The following is a 17,971-nucleotide window of genomic DNA, read 5'->3' on the forward strand; positions in this document are numbered from 1 at the left end:
AAAAAACCCCGCCTTCGAAAGAAGCGCGGGGTTTTTTATTGAGGGGCCTTTAAACTATGCCAAATCTTACAAATGCAGGAAGCAGCGTGATGAGTAAAAAAGCCGTTATCGTATTCAGTGGTGGGCAGGATTCGACCACCTGCCTGATCCAGGCACTGGCGCTGTATGACGAGGTGCACTGCATTACCTTCGATTATGGCCAGCGCCATGTGGCGGAAATCGAAGTCGCACAGAAACTCGCCAAACAGCTGGGCGCCACCGTTCACAAAGTGATGGACGTGTCGCTGTTGAACGAGCTGGCCATCAGCAGCCTGACCCGCGACAACATTCCGGTACCCACGGTGAACAGCTCGGGCGAGAGTTTGCCGAGCACCTTCGTGCCTGGCAGGAACATTCTGTTTCTGACCCTCGCGGCGATCTACGCCTACCAGGTCAAGGCGGAAACGGTGATCACCGGGGTGTGTGAAACCGACTTCTCCGGCTATCCCGATTGCCGGGACGAGTTCGTCAAGGCGCTGAACAAAGCGCTGCAACTGGGCATGGAATACGACGTGCGCCTGGAAACGCCGTTGATGTGGCTGAACAAGGCCGAGACCTGGGCCCTGGCGGACGATCACCAGCAGATGGACCTGATCCGCAACCAGACCCTGACCTGCTACAACGGCATTATCGGCACGGGTTGTGGCAACTGCGACGCGTGCAACCTTCGCGCACGTGGCCTGAACGACTACCTCGAAAACAAGGCAGCCGTCATGCAGAGCCTGAAAAGCAAACTGGCGTGATGTCGATCGTTCCCACGCTCCGCGTGGGAACGCATCCCGTGACGCTCCGCGTCACAAAGGCGGACGCGGAGCGTCCAACGCGGCATTCCCACGCAGAGCGTGGGAACGATCATCAGCTGGCGTGCGGTTGGGCCTGGGTATCGCCCGTGATGTAGCGCTTGAACAGCGAGCGGGCGCCATAGGCCGGCAGGATGTTGAAGAAGGCAAAGCAAACCTTGATCGCGATCTGCACGTAGATCATGTTCAGGATGTCGCTGGTCTGCATGGCACCGTAGAACGCGATGAAGCAGAACAGGAAACTGTCGATGATCACCGCGAAGAACGTACTCAGGAAAATCCGCAGGAACAGGTACCTGGAATTGGTCAGCTCCTTGATCTTGCACAGCAGGTACGAGTTGATGTTCTCCGACACCAGGAACGAAACCGAAGAGGCGATGAGCACCGACGACACCTGGATGATCACGTCGTTGTAAGGCCCGTCGAGCTTCCAGCCTGGCAAACCGGGGAGGAAGGTCGAGCCGTAGAGCAGGATGATGATCATCGCGTTACTGGCAAACGCAAACAGGATGGCCCGTCTCGCCAGCCGCAGGCCGAACTGTTCGTTGAGCAAGTCCACGATCAGAAACGTCAGCGGGTAAAGGAACGTGCCGGGCGTGACGATAATGCCCAGCGACTCCAGGTAAATAGGTTTGGTCGCGGCGATGCTGGTGAAGATATAGAACGTAAAGAGCAGCAGGTTCAGGATGATGTAAATCATCCATGAGTTCTCGTTGCGGTCGTTGAGGTCGTACGCGGTCAGCGCTCCGCCCTGTGAGTAGAACTTCTTGTACATGTTCTTCACTTCCATTTTGTTTAAATTGTCCATGATTTCGCTGTTCAGCACTTCGCTCAGCTTTATCCGAATGATCTTGCCCGTGGCGATCACCATGATCACCGCCAGGCTCTTGTCATTCTCGAACCCCAGCAACTTGTATTTGCTGTTCTCGACTTCGTGCTCATACGTTGTCATTGAAGCGCTCCTCGATGATATCTCCCACCACACAGATACGATCCGAGCTGACACACGCTTGATCCGTGATAAATAGTTTTTTGCTGAGCCTGTCGTACACCAACTTTTCCTTGTCGTCGCTCGACGTCCCTTTCTGCACGATCAACAAATCGCCCGGCTCGTTGACGCCGGCAATCGCATGTTCCAGCAGCACGGCTATCAAGTTGTAGGAAGTGCCGAAGTAGTAGGTCAGCGGGTACAGCGTGGCGAGTTCGCCAATGCGCTTGTCCATGCTCGCCATGACCTGGCTTTGCTTGATGATCGGCACGGCAGCAGGGTTCATGTTGCCCTGGGGGGAAATACTGCTGTCGATGATCTCTTTTTCTTCGAAGTCGAGGGTCTCGATTTCTTCATAGGAAACGCCGAAGAAATCCGAGATCTTGCGGATGGTGGACTGCTGTACGTTGACGACCTTGCCTTCCAGAATGTTGTAGATCGTGGTTCTGGTCAGGCCGGCCGCGTTGCACAACGACAGCTGCGTCTCTCCGCGGCTTTTGATCAGGTATTTGATATTGCTCTTCAAATACTCGGTGCGTTCTTTTCTGTGAATCAAATGCCCACCACTTCCTTATGTTCTACACAGAGCGTCCATGTTGCGCTGGGGGTGCGTGCTTCGCCGCGGCGCGAAGTGTTGCATGCGCCTGCCACAAGAATAAAGACCGTGATCAGTTTTTTGGCGATTGGCCAGCATTCAGCCAGGAAAAACCGCGTCTTGTCCCCCTATGCTCAGCCAAAAAGAATCATTTAATTTGGAAAATGTTCATTTTTCTGCTTAATTGCCCTGCGCCCAACGGAAAGGCGCACGGGATTTTCAGGGAAGGAACACAGGACAATGGCAGTCGACACGCAACCACTTACCCACCAGGCCGACCTGCTGCAACGAGGGCTGGCGGATCTACGGGCAGAAGACGCGGAGCTGGCAGCGTTGCTGGATGCGGAAGTCACGCGCCAACACCAGACGCTGTCGCTGGCCGCTTCGTCCTGCGCAGTGAGGCCGAATATCCTGGCGGCGTCCGCCTCGCTGCTGGTCAACGTGACCGCCGAGGGCACGCCCGGCTGGCGTCATCACGCCGGCTGCGAGAATGCCGACCGGGTCGAAGCCCTGGCTGTGCGCCGAGCGCGTGAGCTGTTCGGTGCGCAATACGCCGGCGTGCAATCACACTCGGGGTCGACTGCCAACTATCAGGTACTGGCGGCCTTGCTGGAGCCGGGAGACACCGTGCTCGGCATGGCCCCCGATCACGGCGGGCATCTGAGCCACGCCAGCCCCGTCGCGTTCACCGGCGCGAACTACAAGGCGCTCAGGTACGGCACTACCTCCAAGGGTGTTATCGACTACGACCAGGTGCGCACACTGGCGCTGGCCCATCGCCCGCGCGTGATCATCTGCGGGGCGACGGCCTACTCGCACACCATTGATTTCGCGCGCTTGCGTGGGATTGCCGACGAAGCCGGGTCGATCCTGCTGGCGGACATTTCGACCATCGCCGGCCTGGTCGCCACCGGGCGCCATCCGAGCCCGATCGACGCAGCCCACGTCACTACGCTGTGCACCCATAAACAACTGGGCGGCCCGCGTGGCGGCCTGATCCTTTCCGGTCGCGACGCCGAAACCAAGGTGCCGGGCCTTAAGACCAGCTTCAGCCGGCTCCTCGATCAAGCCGTGTTCCCACGAATGCAGGGCGCACCGGCCTTCAACATGATCGCGGCAAAGGCGGCGGCGTTCGGCTACGCCATGTCCGCGGATTTCGACGCCTGGATGGCGCGTATTCGCACCACGGCCGACGAACTGGCCAGCGCGTTCCAGGCCTGTGACTACGAGGTGGTGGGCGGGCGCAGTGAAAACCACTCGGTGCTGATTCGCTTGCGTGGCGGCATCACCGGCGCCATCGCCCAGGCGGCGCTGGAGCAGTGCGGCATCATCGTGGACAAGCATCGCGCACCGGGAGAGACGCGACCATCATTCGTCGCTGGCGGGTTGTGTATCGGCACCGGCTCCCTGGCGCAACGCCAGCTCGACGCCGATGGATGTCGGCAGGTCGTCGAACTGGTGTGCCGGGTACTCGATGCCGTCACGCCCCTCAACGAGCACAAGTTCACCCTGGATCCGAATGCACAGGAATCACTGCGCTTGCAGGCTCAAGCCTTGTGCGCGAAGTATCCCCTCGCGGATTACCTGCACAACTGAGCAAACATCCAAATGGATGTTTCATGTTATTGCAGGATAAATTGCTGTACGGTGTTTAAGCGGCTGTTATAGACGGTCGCGTTGTTGCTCATTCTCATCATTAACAAGCTGCACGACAGCTTGGCGTTCTCCTGGCAGTTATAAAAAGGGCTCTTAAAGTCCGTTCAACCTCCGTGAACGAAGTACTCAGCCTTTTGCAGTGAAGTCGAACTAGGCCCGTGCGCCGATAGTTGTTCGACTCATGAGGAGATATCCCGTGATAACCCGAAGAAAACTCCTGTATTCAGGCGCAGCCTTGACCGGTGCTGGCCTGTTTGCCCCGCTGTGGGCAGGTGCCGCGCTGGCGCAGGAAGTCAGCAGCGCCGCCAGCGACGACATTGAATCCTTCCGCCAACTGTCGATGTTCCTCCTCGAACGCTCGAACCTGGATGCCGCCTTGTCCTTGCGCATCCTGGCCCAGTGCACCCGGAACGACCCTGCATTCCCCGAGAAGATCAAAGCCTTGTGGAGCAAGGTTGGCCAGCATCACTTGCGCAACGTCGGCCAGTTGTCCGGCAGCCCGTTCTACGCCGACCCGGTGATCAAGGACACGACGCAGAAAATCGTCTCCGCCTGGTACCTGGGCTACACCGGCACGCCGGTGTCCCTGCGCGCCACCGACGGCACGCGCCTGGTCACCTTCACCGGCGCCCTGGCCTATGCGCCGACCGCGGACGCCACGGTGATCCCGACGTACTCCCGGGGAAAAACCAATTACTGGGTCAATCCTCCGGCCACGCTGGCCAACGACTAAGACAAGGCACTTTTATGAATCAGGATTTTGACGCCGATGTCATTGTGGTTGGCTCCGGCGCATTAGGCAGTAACGCAGCATTTGAATTGGCCAGGCACGGCAAGTCAGTGATTATTCTGGAAGCCGGTGAACATATTCCCCGCTGGAAGATAGTCGAGAACTTCCGTAATTCGTCGAACAAGGGCAATTACAACTCACCCTATCCGAATGAACCGTGGGCCCATCATTCTTACGATGAGCAATACATCGAGAACACCGGTTCTTTCGAGTTCCGCCCCGGCATGTTGAAACTGGTGGGCGGTACCACCTGGCACTGGGCGGCAGCGTGCTGGCGTTACTTGCCCAACGATATGAAACTCAAGACGCTCTACGGCGTAGGTCGCGACTGGCCGCTGGAATACAGCGAGCTGGAACCCTATTACGTGCGTGCGGAAATTGCCCTGGGCGTATGCGGCAGTGACACCCAGGACCAGAGCGGGCAGGGCGGCGGCGCGTTCCCGCCACGCTCAAGCCCGTACCCGATGGCGCCGGAAGGTGATACCTACCTGTTCCAGCGCCTGCGCGAACGCATGGCCCCGGCGGGGTATCACTTTATCCATGAGCCCAATGGCCGTGCCACTGAACCCTACGACGGGCGCCCGGCGTGCAGCGGCAACAACAACTGCATGCCGGTCTGCCCCATCGGCGCGATGTACAGCGGCGACGTGCACGCCCGCCATGCGGAACAGGCCGGCGCCAAGCTGATCACCGACGCCACCGCCTACAAGCTGGAAAAAGGCGCGGACGACAAGATCGTCGCCATCCATTACCGCAGCTCCACCGGCGCCGATGTGCGGCTCACTGCCAAGTACTTCATCGTTGCCGCCCACGGCCTGGAAACCCCCAAGCTGCTGCTGATTTCCGAGGTGGCCAACTCCTCCGACCAGGTCGGTCGCAACCTGATGGACCACACCGGCCAGGGCCTGCAATTTATCGCCGACGAGCCGTTGTGGCCGGGACGTGGCGCGGTGCAGCAGGGCGGGATTTTCAACCGCCGCGACGGCGAGTTCCGCAAGGAGCGGGCCTCGGTCAAACACTCGATCTCCAACAACGTGCCGAACATTGCCGTGGCCAAGCGGCTGATCGCCCAGGGGGTGTACGGCAAGGAGCTGGACGAACGCATCCGCCACGATGCGGCGCGTTGGGTCGACGTTTCTACCGTGTATGAAACCCTGCCATTGCAGACCAACACCGTGCGCCCGAGCCGCACCCGCAAGGACGCCCTGGGCATTCCGATGCTGGTGGTCAACTACGAGGTGGGCGACTACGTGAAGGCGGCCAAGGCCGGCGTCACTGAAGACTATGCGCACTTCGTGCAGCTGATGGGCGGCACGGTGGTGGAAGACAACACCGGCTACCAGAACCGCGACCACCTGATGGGCACCGTGATCATGGGCGCCAACCCCAAGGATTCGGTGGTCAACCACGAGTGCCGCACCCACGACCACGCCAACCTGTTTCTCGCCACCACCGGGGTGATACCGGCCTCCGGCACCATCAACCCGACCCTGGCCGGCGTGGCGCTGAGTATCCGTATGGCCGACATCATTGCGCGGGAGGTCTAGGTGATGGGATTGCTTAAATTTCCGCTGCTGGCCTTGCTGCTCACCGCGTTGCCGGTGTTTGCCGCTGAAGACACTGCCGCGCTGATCCAGAAAGGTGCGTATGTCGCCCGTGCCGGCGACTGCGAAGCCTGCCACCGTACCGCCGAGAATGGCGGCGCGCCGCTGGCCGGCGGGTATGTGATCGACTCGCCCATGGGCAAGATCATCTCCAGCAACATCACCCCGTCCAAGGCCTACGGCATCGGCGACTACACCGAGCAACAACTGGCGGACGCCTTGCGCAAAGGCATTAACGCCAAGGGCCAGCACCTGTACCCGGCGATGCCCTACACCTCTTACCAGGGCATGAGCGATGACGACATCCACGCCTTGTACGTGTACCTGCAACAGGGCGTCAAAGCCGTGGACCAGCCGGTGCCGGAAACGCACCTGGCGTTCCCGTTCAACATCCGCCAACTGATGTTCGGCTGGAACCTGGTGTTCCTCGACAGCCAGGGTTTCGTGCCCAAGCCTGGCGCCACCGAACAGACCAGCCGTGGCCAGTACCTGGTGGACAACCTCGCCCACTGCGGCGCCTGCCACACCCCACGTAATGCCTTGATGGCCGAGGACAACAGCCAGTACCTGGCCGGTGCGAAACTGGGTGGCTGGGTCGCGCCCAACATCACCTCCGACAAGGTCAGTGGCCTCGGCGACTGGAGCGAGGACGACCTGGTCAACTTCCTGAAAAACGGTCACCTCGCCGACAAGGCCCAAGCCGCGGGCGGCATGGCCGAAGCCGTGGAAAACAGCTTCCGCTACCTCAGCGACAGCGACCTGCATGCCATGGCCGCCTACCTGCACAACGTGCCGCCGATCCGCGATCCCGGGCAAACCGAGCGGGTGGTGCGTGACGTCAAGCCGGTGGACATGAGCACCCTGGAAACCGGCCAGGGCGATCAAGCCTCACTGGCCGACGCCACCGGACTGGATGGCGCACGCCTCTACAACTCGGCCTGCTCCAGCTGCCACGGCCGCGATGGCCAGGGCTCGGCTGACAAGTTCTACCCGTCCCTGAGCCTCAACACCGCGCTCAACGGCAACCAGGCCAACAACCTGGTGATGGCGATCATCGCGGGCATCGACCGCAAAGGTGCCGACGGCGCCGTGAGCATGCCGGCCCTGGGCGGTGACCTGAACGACGCGCAAATCGCCGCCATCGCCAACTACAGCCTGCACACCTTCGGCAACCCGGCGCTGAGCGTCAGTTCCGAAGAAGTCACCAGCCTGCGTCGTGGCGGGGATGCGCCGTTGTTGATCACGGCCATGCCGTACCTGCTGTGGGGCGGTGGCCTGGTGGTGCTGGTGCTGATCATCGTGCTGTTGCTGTGGCGCCGTCACCACCAACACCTGCGGGCAGTGGAGGCCAAGCGGATCGCGTTGAACCGGCGTTTTCATTCCAACTAGCCGGAAACGCAAAAGCCCCGCCTTCGGTATGAAGTGCGGGGCTTTTTGTTGGTTGGGTAAATCACCGGCTGTTTTCCTCGTCATACCCAATTGCAGGAACGGGGGCGAATCCCGCACCTGAAGCTGCGAGCCGACAAGGAGAGGTCTTCATGGTCAACGTGAGTCGTCGTTCCCTGATCGCACTGGGCGCGGTCTTGCCGTTGCTGGGTCGCCTGGACTGGGCTGAGGCAAGCCCCGCCGTGGCGGCGCCCCAGGTGCTGCTCAACTACAACGAAAGCCCCTACGGGCCCTCGCCGGCTGCGCGGCAGGCCATGCAGCGCGGTATTGCCGTTTCGGGGCGCTACCCGTACCCGGACATGTACGCGCTGGTCGAACAGTTTGCCAAACAGCAAGGCATTCTGGAGGAACAGGTGGCGGTGTTCGCCGGCTCCATGGCCGCGTTGCGCTACGCGGTGCTGGCGTTTACCAGCGAAACCCGCAGCCTGGTGATGGCCACGCCTTCCTACGAAGTTCCGCGCCAGGCAGCCGAGTCGTGCAAGGCCAGGGTGCATGAAGTGGACCTCACCGCCGATCACGCCCATGACCTTCCCGCCATGCTCACCGTTGACCGGCAGCCCGGCCTGATCTACCTCTGCAACCCGAACAATCCCACCGGCACCCTCACACCCGCCAAGGCCATCGAACAGGCACTGGCGCGCAAACCCCAGGGCAGCATTTTGCTGGTGGACGAGGCCTACATCGACTTCAGTGACGCACCCAGTTGTGTGGCGTGGGTCAAGGACCATGACGACTTGCTGGTGCTGCGCACGTTCTCGAAAATCTACGGCCTGGCCGGCGCACGCCTGGGGCTTGCGATCGGTCATCCGCAGCTGCTGGAACAACTGGCGGTGTTTGGCGGGGACAACGTGCCGGCGGCCGCCAGCCTGCTGGCCGCCCGCGCCAGCCTTGCGGATACGCAACTGGTGCCGGCGCGCAAGGCGCTCAATACCCGGTTGCGGGATGAGACGGTGGCCTGGCTAAAAAACCGCGGATTCACCTGCACGGCGTCTCACAGCAACTGCTTCATGATTGATGTGCGCCGTCCGGCGGAACAGGTCATCGAGCGGCTGGGCGAGCAGGGCGTGAAGATTGGGCGCGTGTGGCAAAACTGGCCGCAGTGGGTGCGGGTCACCGTGGGCAACGCTGATGAGATGCAGCGGTTTCGCGAGGTGTTTGCGGCTCAAGTCGTAGGCTGAATTCGCTGCGACGCAGGTCAAATGTGGGAGCGGGCTTGCTCGCGAAAGCGGAGTGTCAGTCAATGCATACGTGACTGACCCACCGTCTTCGCGAGCAAGCCCGCTCCCACATTTAGATCGAGTTACTGCTGGGCGATGCTGTAGCCCTCAAACGCCGTCTGCTGCTGCAGCGCGGTGATGATGCTTTTACGCGTCAGTGGTTGCTCGGCGCCCGAGTTATCCACAAAGGTTTCAACTTCCAGTTCCGCCTCGTCACCTTCACCGACAAAGGTAAAGCCGAGGAATTCAAACGCCTCACGGTCCACGTTCGGCTTGGAGCGCGGTGAACGCAGCGGCAGGGTGACGCTGATGCCGTCCTTGCTGATGGCGAACACTTCCACTTCCTTCTTCGGGCGGGAAGCCTTGCCTTTGCCGGCGCTCGGGTTGCTGATGGCCTGGTGGGTCTGGTTCAGCACCTTGAGGGCCAGGCCGTAGACCAGCTCCTGGAACTCCGGGTCGTCCTTGAAGCTGGACAGGATGCGGCTGATGGAGAACTTGCTGTTCAGGTCTTCGAGGGCGGCGTTGTCGGCGGCTTCGGCGTCCTTGAGCTGCTTGAGCTCGCCCATCAGGTCGTAGGCCTTGTCGTCGTCGAAAGCGTCGTGGGCCTGGCGGATGGCCACGCGCAGCTCGCGGATCTGGTCGCTTTCCTTGGAGGTGTGGAACGCGTCCAGCACCATTTCACTGATGGTCTTGGCCGCCGGCACGTGCTGTGAAAGATTGATGGCGTTTTCGTATTCAGCTTTGGATTGCAAGGCGACTACGGATTCTTCGGTGCGGGAATCAGACATTGAAATTTCACTACTTCAGTAAACGGGGAGACGGGAAAAGCGTCGCGCATTTTCAGCGGGGAGGGGGATCAGGTCAAGGCAGCACAATGCCCTCATCGCGGTTGAATGATGCCAACGCCCGCTGCAGCTTGATCGCCCGCCCGCAAAACAGCCCAACGGTAAAACCCGAAGCCCCGCCCGCCAGGGCCAGCATTGGCGCGGTGCTCGACAGCAACGGGTGCACGGCGTGCTGGTAACCGAGGTAATACTTCACGGCGAAGAACAGTTGGGAGATCAGCAGGATTTTCCAGGTGCCGGGCAGCACCAGCGTGTGGCCATCGAGGCTTGCACCCTTGGCGGTGAACATCGCCATCGCCAACAGGCAGCCCACGGCGGCACCGCCCAGCCAGCAACCGATCGACAGCGTTGAATGCTCAATGGACAACAGCGACCAGATCACCAGCACCACCGGCAGGATAACCAGTGACCGGTGGTTTTCGCGGCTGCCGCGGGTGGCTTTGATCCCGTACCAGCAGATCCACAGATAAACGGCGTACACCCAAAGGGGCGTGCCCTGAAGAATGTCGAGCATGGTCAGCGTCCGTGCCTGATGAAGTTGGGCGTCGATATTCGCCGGGCCGCGCGTGGCTTGTCCATCGATTTAACCGAGGCGCTTGCCCATTTCGAAGGCGCGTTTTTCGTAGCCCAATTCCTCGTACAGCCGCTGCGCCGGTTCGTTGAAGGCCCAGACGGTCAGGCGCAAATCCCGGGCGCCCTGGCGGATGGCCCAGCGTTCGGCGAGCGCCATCAGTTCACGGCCAATGCCCTGGCCGCGGTGTGCCTCCAGCACGCAGATCGAGCCGATCCTGGCAACACGCAGCGGCTGCAACAACGGGCTGGCGGTCTCGATGATTTGCGCGGTGATAAATCCAACACCAACGCCGTGCTGCTCGGCAAGAAACACCGCCTGAACCCGGCTGGTCAGGCAGGGCCGCCAATGGGACTGGTCGCGCTCCACCTGGTCGGTGGCGTCACGGTAGATATCGGGCCGTTCCTGGTGGTGCAGGCGGTTCAGCGGCTGGCCCAGCACGCACAGGGTGTGCAGGTCATCCAGGTGCGCCTGGCGATAGGTCAATCCTTGAGACATGGCAGTCCTTCGAACGGGGCAAAGGGCGTTTTATGCCCGTTATCGGCGATCACGTAAAGGCGCGGCGTCGGCCCCAAGCCCTTCGACGAAGCCGGCAATGCGCTGGCAAGCCTCCCTGAGGGTGTCATCGGCGACGGTAAACGAAACCCGCACAAACCCTTCGGCGCTGGCGCCAAACGCTTGGGCGTCAAGCACCGATACGCCGGTCTGGCGATACAGTTGCCAGGCGAATTCCCGGCCGGTGAGCCCGGTGCGGCGTACGTCCACCAGCATGAACATGCCCGCCTGGGGGACTCGGCAGTCCAGCTCGCTGATCGCACTCAACGCGTTCACCACCAGGTCACGCCGGCGCCGATACACCGCACGGGCATCGCTGACCAAGGCCTCATCCAGTTCCAGTGCCTTGAGCGCCGCCGCCTGGATAAACCCTGGCAGGCCGTAAATCATGCACAGCAGCAAGTTCTCCAGATGGCTGATCAACGTGGGCGGGCCTGCCACCCAGCCTACCCGCCAGCCAGTCATGGCGTGGCTTTTCGACAGGCTGTTGAGCACCACCGTACGCTCGGCCATGCCGGGTAATGCGCTGATGCTCAGGTGTTGATCGTCATAGATGAGCTGCCCATACACTTCATCGCAAATCACCCACAGGTCGTGGGCGCGTGCCACTTCGGCGACAGCTTCCAGCTCTTCGCGGCAGTAGACGTTGCCGGTGGGGTTGCACGGTGTAGCGAGGGCGATGCCCCGGGTCTTGTCGGTAATCGCGGCTTGCAGCGCGGTGCGGGTCAGGCGAAAGCCGTTGGCGGCCGGTTGTTCGACGGTTTTAATGCGTGCCCCCGAGGCTTGGACACAGGCCTCGTAGGTCAGGTACATCGGCTCTGGCACCAGCACTTCATCGCCGTGGCTGAACAGGCACAAGCAGGCCGCGAACAGGCCATTCTGCGCGCCGGCGACCAGGGCGATATTGTCGGCGTGCACCGCAATCCCTTGCAGCAGGCTCTGCCGGGCCGCGATGGCTTCCCGCAGTTTCGGGCGGCCGAGCACAGGGGTGTAGTGGGTGTCGCCGGCGCGCAGGGCGTCCACGGCGGTTTCACAGATCGCGCTGTGTGTGGCGAAATCCGGGTCGCCGACACTGAGCACAATCACGTCTTCGCCCCGCAGTTGGGCTTCGGCGGCGGCGTAGTGAATATCCCAGGCACTGACGGATTCGCCGCCAATGCGCCCCACAAAGGGTGAATAACGCATCCTTGCTCTCCTCGCCGACATCGATGCCCGCGTCAATTAGTCAATTTCAGTTCCACTGTAGAACATGGCGCCTGATCCACATCAAGGGCCGCGCGCAAAAAATCCGCTACAACGAAGCTGGGGCTGACCATGCCCCGGTTATCTGCCTGATGACCCAATAAAAACGATTGCAGACCTGCGCCGAGGGGACCGCCCCAGGCCGGGTTATTAAAGGAATAGTGCGATGATTTTTCCCCTGTCACGTCTGGGCCTTGTGGGGGTGGTGCTGTGCCTTTCCCTTCCCCTGCACGCCAACGAAGCCGACCCCACGCTGATCGAACAGGGCAAATACGTTGCCCAACTGGGCGACTGCATCGCCTGCCACACCGCCAGGCAAGGCGCGCAGATGGCCGGCGGGCTGGAACTGGGCACGCCGATGGGCACGATCTATTCGAGCAACATCACCCCGGACCGTGACACCGGCATCGGCCAGTACACCTTCGAGCAGTTCGACCGGGTGATGCGTGAAGGCGTGACGCCGGCCGGGCAGAACCTGTACCCGGCGATGCCTTACCCGTCCTACGCGAAGATGAGCGAAGGCGACATGCGCGCCTTGTTCGCCTACCTGATGCAGGGCGTGGAGGCGGTGAACAAACCCAACCTGGACGCCGAGATGGGCTTCCCGTTCAACCAGCGCTGGGGCCTGGCGTTGTGGAATTTGGCGTTTCTCGACAAGCAACCATTCGTGCCGGACCCGGCGAAGGATGACGTGCTTAACCGTGGCGCCTACCTCGTCCAGGGCCTGGGCCACTGCGGCTCGTGCCACACCCCGCGCGGCATCGCCTTCCAGGAAAAAGCCATGAGCGACGCGGGCCGCAGTGGCCGGCATTACCTGGCCGGGGAGACTGTCGAGCACTGGCGCGCCTTGAGCCTGCGCAACCTGTGGACGGTGGACGACACCGTGCAATTGCTCAAGACCGGGCAGAACCGCTTTGCCACGGTCGCGGGCAACATGGCGGATGTGATTCATCACAGTACCCAACACTTCACCGATGCCGATTTGACCGCCATCGCGACGTATCTCAAATCCCTGCCGCCGGGCAAGGACGACCTGCCGATGCCCGCCGTGGCCCACGAACCCGCCGCACCGCCCAAGGACTTGTTCACCAGCCGTGGTGGCCTGGGCTATATGCAGTTTTGCAGTGACTGCCACCGCAGCGATGGCGGCGGGGTGAAAGGGCTGTTCCCGCCGTTGGCCGGCAACCCGAGCGTTGCCTCGAACAACCCGACGTCACTGCTGCACATCACCCTCACCGGTTGGGAAACCGCCGAGACCGCAGCCCATCCACGGGTCTACACCATGCCTGGGTTTGCGCGGTTGGCGGATCAGGAAATCGCTGAAATCCTCAGTTTCGTGCGCAGCAGTTGGGGCAACGAAGGCACGCCTGTCACGGCTGCCCAAGTGAAGAAAATGCGCGGCCAGCTCAACCCGGTCACCACCGACTCGTCAGCGTTTGAAACCCCACGCCTGGCCGAATTGTTGGCGGCGCCGAATGCCGATCAGGTGGTACGCGGCATGCGCCTGCACCTGCAGACCAAGGAACTGCTGCCCAATAACGTGGGCAACTCGCTGAACTGCACCAGCTGCCATCTCAACGCCGGCACTGTGGCGGATGGTTCGCCGTTTGTGGGCGTCTCGGCATTTTTCCCGAGCTATGCGCCGCGTGCGGGCAAGGTGGTGAGCCTGGAAGAGCGGATCAACGGCTGCTTCCGTCGCTCGATGAATGGCAAGCCGTTGCCAGCGGAATCGGCGGATATGCAGGCGATGGTGGCGTACTTCGACTGGATGAAAAACAACACCAGGCCCGAAGACAAAGTCGCCGGGCGCGGGGTGGGCAAGGTCGACCCGGCGATCAAGCCGGATATGCAGAATGGCAGGCAGGTGTACGCCCGGCAATGCGCGGTGTGCCATGGCGACAATGGCCAAGGGTTGACGCGGGCGGATGGCGAGTTGGTGTACCCGCCGTTGTGGGGCGAGCAGTCGTTCAATATCGGGGCGGGGATGGCGCGGCTGTACACGGCGGCGGCGTTCGTCAAACGCAACATGCCGATCGGTTTTCACGAGAAATTCCCGTTGGGGCAGGGCGGGTTGTCGGATCAGGAGGCGGTGGATGTGGCAGCGTACTTCTCCCAACAACCTCGTCCGGATTTCCCGGACAAGGTGAAGGACTGGCCGAAGGGGGGTAAGCCCGTGGATGCGCGGTACTAACCCCACCACCTATTCGAAGTGGGCACAGTCAATGTGGGAGCGGGCTTGCTCGCGAAGACGGTGAGTCAGTCACCCATGTATTGACTGACACTGCGCTTTCGCGAGCAAGCCCGCTCCCACAGTTTTAACCGAGTGCAGTCAGTTAGAAGGTGGTACGCAGACCGACCTGCACACTTCGACCCGGCGCCGGGGCGATGTCCCGCAGGATCGAACTGGCGTAGCGCACGGTCTGGTTCGTCAGGTTCTCGCCGTTGACGAACGCCAGCCACTGGCTGCCGCCGACATTGAAGCGGTAGCCGGCGCTGGCGCCCAACGTGGTGTAGCCGTCGGTACCGCTTTCGTTATCCGGCACCCGCCCCTGGCCCGCCGCGTGTTCAACGTCAATACGCGCCTGCCAGCGATCCAGTTCCCACAAGAGGCCGCTGTTCAAACGCAACGGCGCAATGCGGGGCAACGCTTCACCCGTGTCCAGGTTGGTTGCACGGGTGTAGTCGCCCGACAGTTCCAGCGCAAACTTGCCGTAGGCACCTTCCCCCAGCTTGATGTGATCCTGGGCTTCAAAGCCTGCGAAACGCGCACGCACACCGGAATATTTGTACTCAGGGATGCCGCCGGCGTCTTCCTCGCCTTCGTCATTCAAGGTGCGACCGCTGCCCAGCAGGCCGATGTAGTTGGAGAAGTGGCTGTAGAACACGCCGAAGCTGCCCTTGTGGGTGCCGTTGTCGAAGCGCAGTGCCAGGTCGCTGGACACGGCTTTTTCTTTCGACAGGTTGGCGTCGCCCAGTTCATAGGTGCCGGTGGCGACGTGAGCGCCGTTGGCATACAGCTCGTAGAAGGTCGGGGCACGTTCGGTGTAGCCGAGGGTTGCGGCCAGGGACCAGATCGGCGTGAGGGTGTACACCGCGCCGGACGACAGGCTGCCGGCGGTGAAGTCGGCGGATTTGTCGGCATTGACGAAGCGTGCGTTGCCTTTGCCGTCCGGGTCGACGTTAGTGTGTTCCAGGCGCCCACCGAGGCTCAGCTTGAGGCGCTCGGTGGCCTGCATTTCTTCGAGGATAAACAGGGCGCCGGCGTTGGTATCGGTCTGCGGCACGAAGGCTTCTTCACCCAGGGCCGAGAATTCATTGCGACTGACTTGGGCACCCACCACGCCGTTGAACGGCCCGATCGGCAAGTGTCGCGCTTCCACCCGGGCTTCGTAGCCCTTGTTCTTGAAGGTGGTGCCGGTCTCGCCGCCTTCGATTTCCATGTGCTTGTAGTCGGTATAGCCGGCGTCGAGTTTGACCGAGGTGAACGGGCCTTGCAGGTTGCGGATTTCGGACGCAAAGGCGTAGTGATCCTGCTTCATGCGGATGCGCACGTCCTGCTCGGCCGGGGAGCCGTAGTTGCTGTCGTAGTTGCTGTAGGACAGCCCGGCGTAACCGTCGTCCCAAGTGTAGGAACCGCCGACTGCACCACCGTCCTGGCGTCCGTCGCTGTTGCCGAGGCGACCGTTCTTGCCTTCACCGTCGTCGCTTGGCGGTGCATGGCGGCTGCGGGCAAAGCCGGGGATTTTCAGGTCGTTGAATTCCCGCGCGCTGGCGTCCAGGTGCAAGGCGAAGGTGCCGTTGCCGGCTTCCAGTTTGCCAGCGCTGCTGCGGGTGGTGTCGGCGCCGCCGTAGCGCAATTCACCGGCACCGTGAATGCCTTCGATGGCTTCGGTGGGGATGCGGTTGTCGAAGGTATTGACCACGCCGCCGATGGCGCTGCCGCCATAGAGCAGGGCGGCCGGGCCACGCACGATTTCGATGCGGTCGACGTTGACCGGGTCCAGCGGCACGGCGTGGTCATAGGACAACGACGAGGCATCCAGCGCGCCGACTCCGTTGCGCAGTAGGCGAATGCGGTCACCATCCTGGCCACGAATGATCGGCCGGCTGGCCCCCGGGCCGAAGTACGACGACGACACACCGGGCTGCTTGTTCAGGGTTTCACCCAGGCTGCCTTTTTGTTGCAGGGTCAGGTCATCGCCTTCCAGCACGGTGGTGGGCGAGGCGAGGGTTTCGCTGCCCAGCGGGTTGCCGGTGATGACTTGGGGTTGCAGTTCCAGGGCGTTGGCCTGGGAGGTGATCAACAGGGCGGCGGCCAGCGGGGTGAGGCGCCAGAGAGAAGAGAGGGACATCGGTCGTTCCTTGGCAAACGGCAAAAAGAGAAGGCTGCAAACGGTAAGGGATTCGATACCCTTTGATAGTTATCGTTACAATATAACATCACTTTTTTCCCTGCCAAGGGGAACTTTCCCAAACCCCGCTCGATCACTCCCACGCCGATCGTTCCCACGCTCTGCGTGGAAATGCATGCCGTGACGCTCTGCGTCACCATTGCGCAGGGTTAAAACTTGCGTCGACCGCGGGACGCAGAGCGTCCAATTCGGCATTCCCATGCAGGGCGTGGGAACGATCGAACAGTGGCCTATAGTGAAGGCAACGCTTCCACCCGCACGGCCCGTCCGCTAAGGTGCGCGGCTTCGTTTTCTTCTTTTCTGCACAAAAGGCCCGGCATGACCGCGACAAACAAAGACCCACTGCACGGCGTCACCCTGGAACAGGTCCTCACCGCGCTGGTGGCGCATTACCAATGGGAAGGCCTGGCCGAGCGCATCAACATCCGCTGTTTTTCCAGTGACCCGAGCATCAAGTCGAGCCTGTCGTTCCTGCGCAAGACCCCGTGGGCGCGGGAGAAGGTCGAAGGTTTGTACGTGAAGTTGATGCGCACCAAGCGACCGGTCGAGGACTGAGGTGAAACGTCACCTTATCGGCCTCGCAGCCCTCGGCGGTTGGGCCGGCCTGGCGCTGCAGCAGTACATCATTTTCTACTTCCGCTGGGTCGATGGCGCCAGCCTGTTGCCGGGCCTGGTGAATTTCTTCAGCTTCTTCACCGTGCTCACCAACACCCTGGTGGCGGTGGTGTTGACCCATGCGTGGGTGCAACGGCCAACCGCGGCGAGCCGGTTCTTCCTCGGGCCCGTAGTCAGCAGCGGGATTGCCGTGAGCATTGTCGTGGTCAGCCTCGCCTACAGCCTGTTGTTGCGCCACATGTGGCAGCCTGCGGGGGTGCAGTTTGTGGCGGACGAGCTGCTGCACGACGTGATGCCGTTGGTATTTGTCGCGTATTGGTGGTGGTGCGTGCCCAAGGGCAGCCTGCGCCTCAAACACATCGGGCTGTGGGTGATTTACCCGGTGGTGTACTTCGCCTATGTGTTGTTGCGCGGGTATGTGTGGGGGCTGTATCAGTATCCGTTCATTAACGTGGACACCCTGGGTTATCCACAGGTGTTCATTAATGCCGGGGGGATTCTGGTGGGGTTTGTGCTGATTGCTCTGGGCGTGGTGGGGCTGGATAAAATCTGTAGGAGCGAGCTTGCTCGCGAAGAACGTTAACGATAACGCAGTG

General features: G+C 61.5%; 16 protein-coding genes. 9 read left to right on the forward strand and 7 right to left on the reverse strand.

The window, feature by feature from the left end; translation table 11 throughout:
• Positions 1–89 precede the first annotated feature (89 nt).
• Complete coding sequence (queC, locus tag HX824_RS09430; protein WP_087692810.1) at positions 90–782, forward strand: 7-cyano-7-deazaguanine synthase QueC; 693 nt, start codon at positions 90–92, stop codon at positions 780–782.
• A gap of 112 nt (positions 783–894) precedes the next feature.
• On the opposite strand, the gene HX824_RS09435 is transcribed toward queC, so the two are convergent.
• Together HX824_RS09435 and HX824_RS09440 are read right to left on the reverse strand one after the other, a co-directional pair.
• Positions 895–1,791, reverse strand: a complete 897-nt coding sequence (locus HX824_RS09435; RefSeq protein WP_003216380.1) for a queuosine precursor transporter — start codon at positions 1,789–1,791, stop codon at positions 895–897.
• The gene (locus HX824_RS09440) at positions 1,778–2,383 is read right to left on the reverse strand and encodes a helix-turn-helix transcriptional regulator (RefSeq protein WP_003216382.1); all 606 of its coding nucleotides are present in this window, start codon (positions 2,381–2,383) and stop codon (positions 1,778–1,780) included. The genes HX824_RS09435 and HX824_RS09440 overlap by 14 nt, the downstream gene beginning before the upstream one ends.
• A 279-nt stretch (positions 2,384–2,662) precedes the next feature.
• On the opposite strand from HX824_RS09440, the gene glyA reads away from it, so the two are divergent.
• From glyA to HX824_RS09465, 5 genes are all read left to right on the forward strand, one after another.
• Positions 2,663–4,018, forward strand: coding sequence for a serine hydroxymethyltransferase (glyA, locus tag HX824_RS09445; protein WP_102369857.1), 1,356 nt, complete (start codon positions 2,663–2,665; stop codon positions 4,016–4,018).
• 256 nt (positions 4,019–4,274) lie between these two features.
• Positions 4,275–4,811: a sugar dehydrogenase complex small subunit gene (locus tag HX824_RS09450; RefSeq protein ID WP_023659207.1), complete on the forward strand. Its 537-nt coding sequence runs from the start codon at positions 4,275–4,277 to the stop codon at positions 4,809–4,811.
• Positions 4,812–4,825: 14 nt separating this feature from the next.
• Positions 4,826–6,415 carry a GMC family oxidoreductase gene (locus tag HX824_RS09455; RefSeq protein ID WP_008435597.1) on the forward strand — a complete coding sequence of 530 codons (1,590 nt, stop codon included), beginning with the start codon at positions 4,826–4,828 and terminating at the stop codon, positions 6,413–6,415.
• Positions 6,416–6,418: 3 nt separating this feature from the next.
• Positions 6,419–7,861 carry a cytochrome c gene (locus HX824_RS09460; protein ID WP_102369855.1) on the forward strand — a complete coding sequence of 481 codons (1,443 nt, stop codon included), beginning with the start codon at positions 6,419–6,421 and terminating at the stop codon, positions 7,859–7,861.
• Between the two features lie 149 nt (positions 7,862–8,010).
• The gene (locus HX824_RS09465; RefSeq protein ID WP_177054460.1) at positions 8,011–9,096 is read left to right on the forward strand and encodes a pyridoxal phosphate-dependent aminotransferase; all 1,086 of its coding nucleotides are present in this window, start codon (positions 8,011–8,013) and stop codon (positions 9,094–9,096) included.
• Positions 9,097–9,218: 122 nt separating this feature from the next.
• Here the strand turns inward: HX824_RS09465 and HX824_RS09470 are convergent, their stop codons facing one another.
• From HX824_RS09470 to HX824_RS09485, 4 genes are all read right to left on the reverse strand, one after another.
• On the reverse strand, positions 9,219–9,923 hold the full coding sequence (locus HX824_RS09470) for a hypothetical protein (protein ID WP_003216395.1): 705 nt from the start codon (positions 9,921–9,923) through the stop codon (positions 9,219–9,221).
• Between the two features lie 73 nt (positions 9,924–9,996).
• Complete coding sequence (locus tag HX824_RS09475) at positions 9,997–10,494, reverse strand: hypothetical protein (RefSeq protein ID WP_003216397.1); 498 nt, start codon at positions 10,492–10,494, stop codon at positions 9,997–9,999.
• A 69-nt stretch (positions 10,495–10,563) separates the two neighbouring features.
• Positions 10,564–11,049, reverse strand: a complete 486-nt coding sequence (locus HX824_RS09480) for an N-acetyltransferase (RefSeq protein ID WP_008435578.1) — start codon at positions 11,047–11,049, stop codon at positions 10,564–10,566.
• Between the two features lie 39 nt (positions 11,050–11,088).
• Complete coding sequence (locus HX824_RS09485) at positions 11,089–12,291, reverse strand: pyridoxal phosphate-dependent aminotransferase (protein ID WP_177054461.1); 1,203 nt, start codon at positions 12,289–12,291, stop codon at positions 11,089–11,091.
• A gap of 223 nt (positions 12,292–12,514) precedes the next feature.
• Here HX824_RS09485 and HX824_RS09490 point away from each other — a divergent pair, with 223 nt between their 5' ends.
• Positions 12,515–14,539, forward strand: coding sequence for a c-type cytochrome (locus HX824_RS09490; protein ID WP_087692803.1), 2,025 nt, complete (start codon positions 12,515–12,517; stop codon positions 14,537–14,539).
• 142 nt (positions 14,540–14,681) lie between these two features.
• Here HX824_RS09490 and HX824_RS09495 read toward each other — a convergent pair whose 3' ends face one another.
• Positions 14,682–16,700, reverse strand: a complete 2,019-nt coding sequence (locus HX824_RS09495) for a TonB-dependent receptor (protein ID WP_177054462.1) — start codon at positions 16,698–16,700, stop codon at positions 14,682–14,684.
• Positions 16,701–17,078: 378 nt separating this feature from the next.
• On the opposite strand from HX824_RS09495, the gene HX824_RS09500 reads away from it, so the two are divergent.
• Together HX824_RS09500 and HX824_RS09505 are read left to right on the forward strand one after the other, a co-directional pair.
• The gene (locus HX824_RS09500; protein ID WP_003216406.1) at positions 17,079–17,315 is read left to right on the forward strand and encodes a VF530 family DNA-binding protein; all 237 of its coding nucleotides are present in this window, start codon (positions 17,079–17,081) and stop codon (positions 17,313–17,315) included.
• Between the two features lies 1 nt (position 17,316).
• On the forward strand, positions 17,317–17,958 hold the full coding sequence (locus tag HX824_RS09505; protein ID WP_177021802.1) for a Pr6Pr family membrane protein: 642 nt from the start codon (positions 17,317–17,319) through the stop codon (positions 17,956–17,958).
• Positions 17,959–17,971: the final 13 nt, after the last annotated feature.

It is taken from the genome of Pseudomonas sp. D4002 (assembly GCF_013385665.1).
GTDB lineage: Bacteria > Pseudomonadota > Gammaproteobacteria > Pseudomonadales > Pseudomonadaceae > Aquipseudomonas.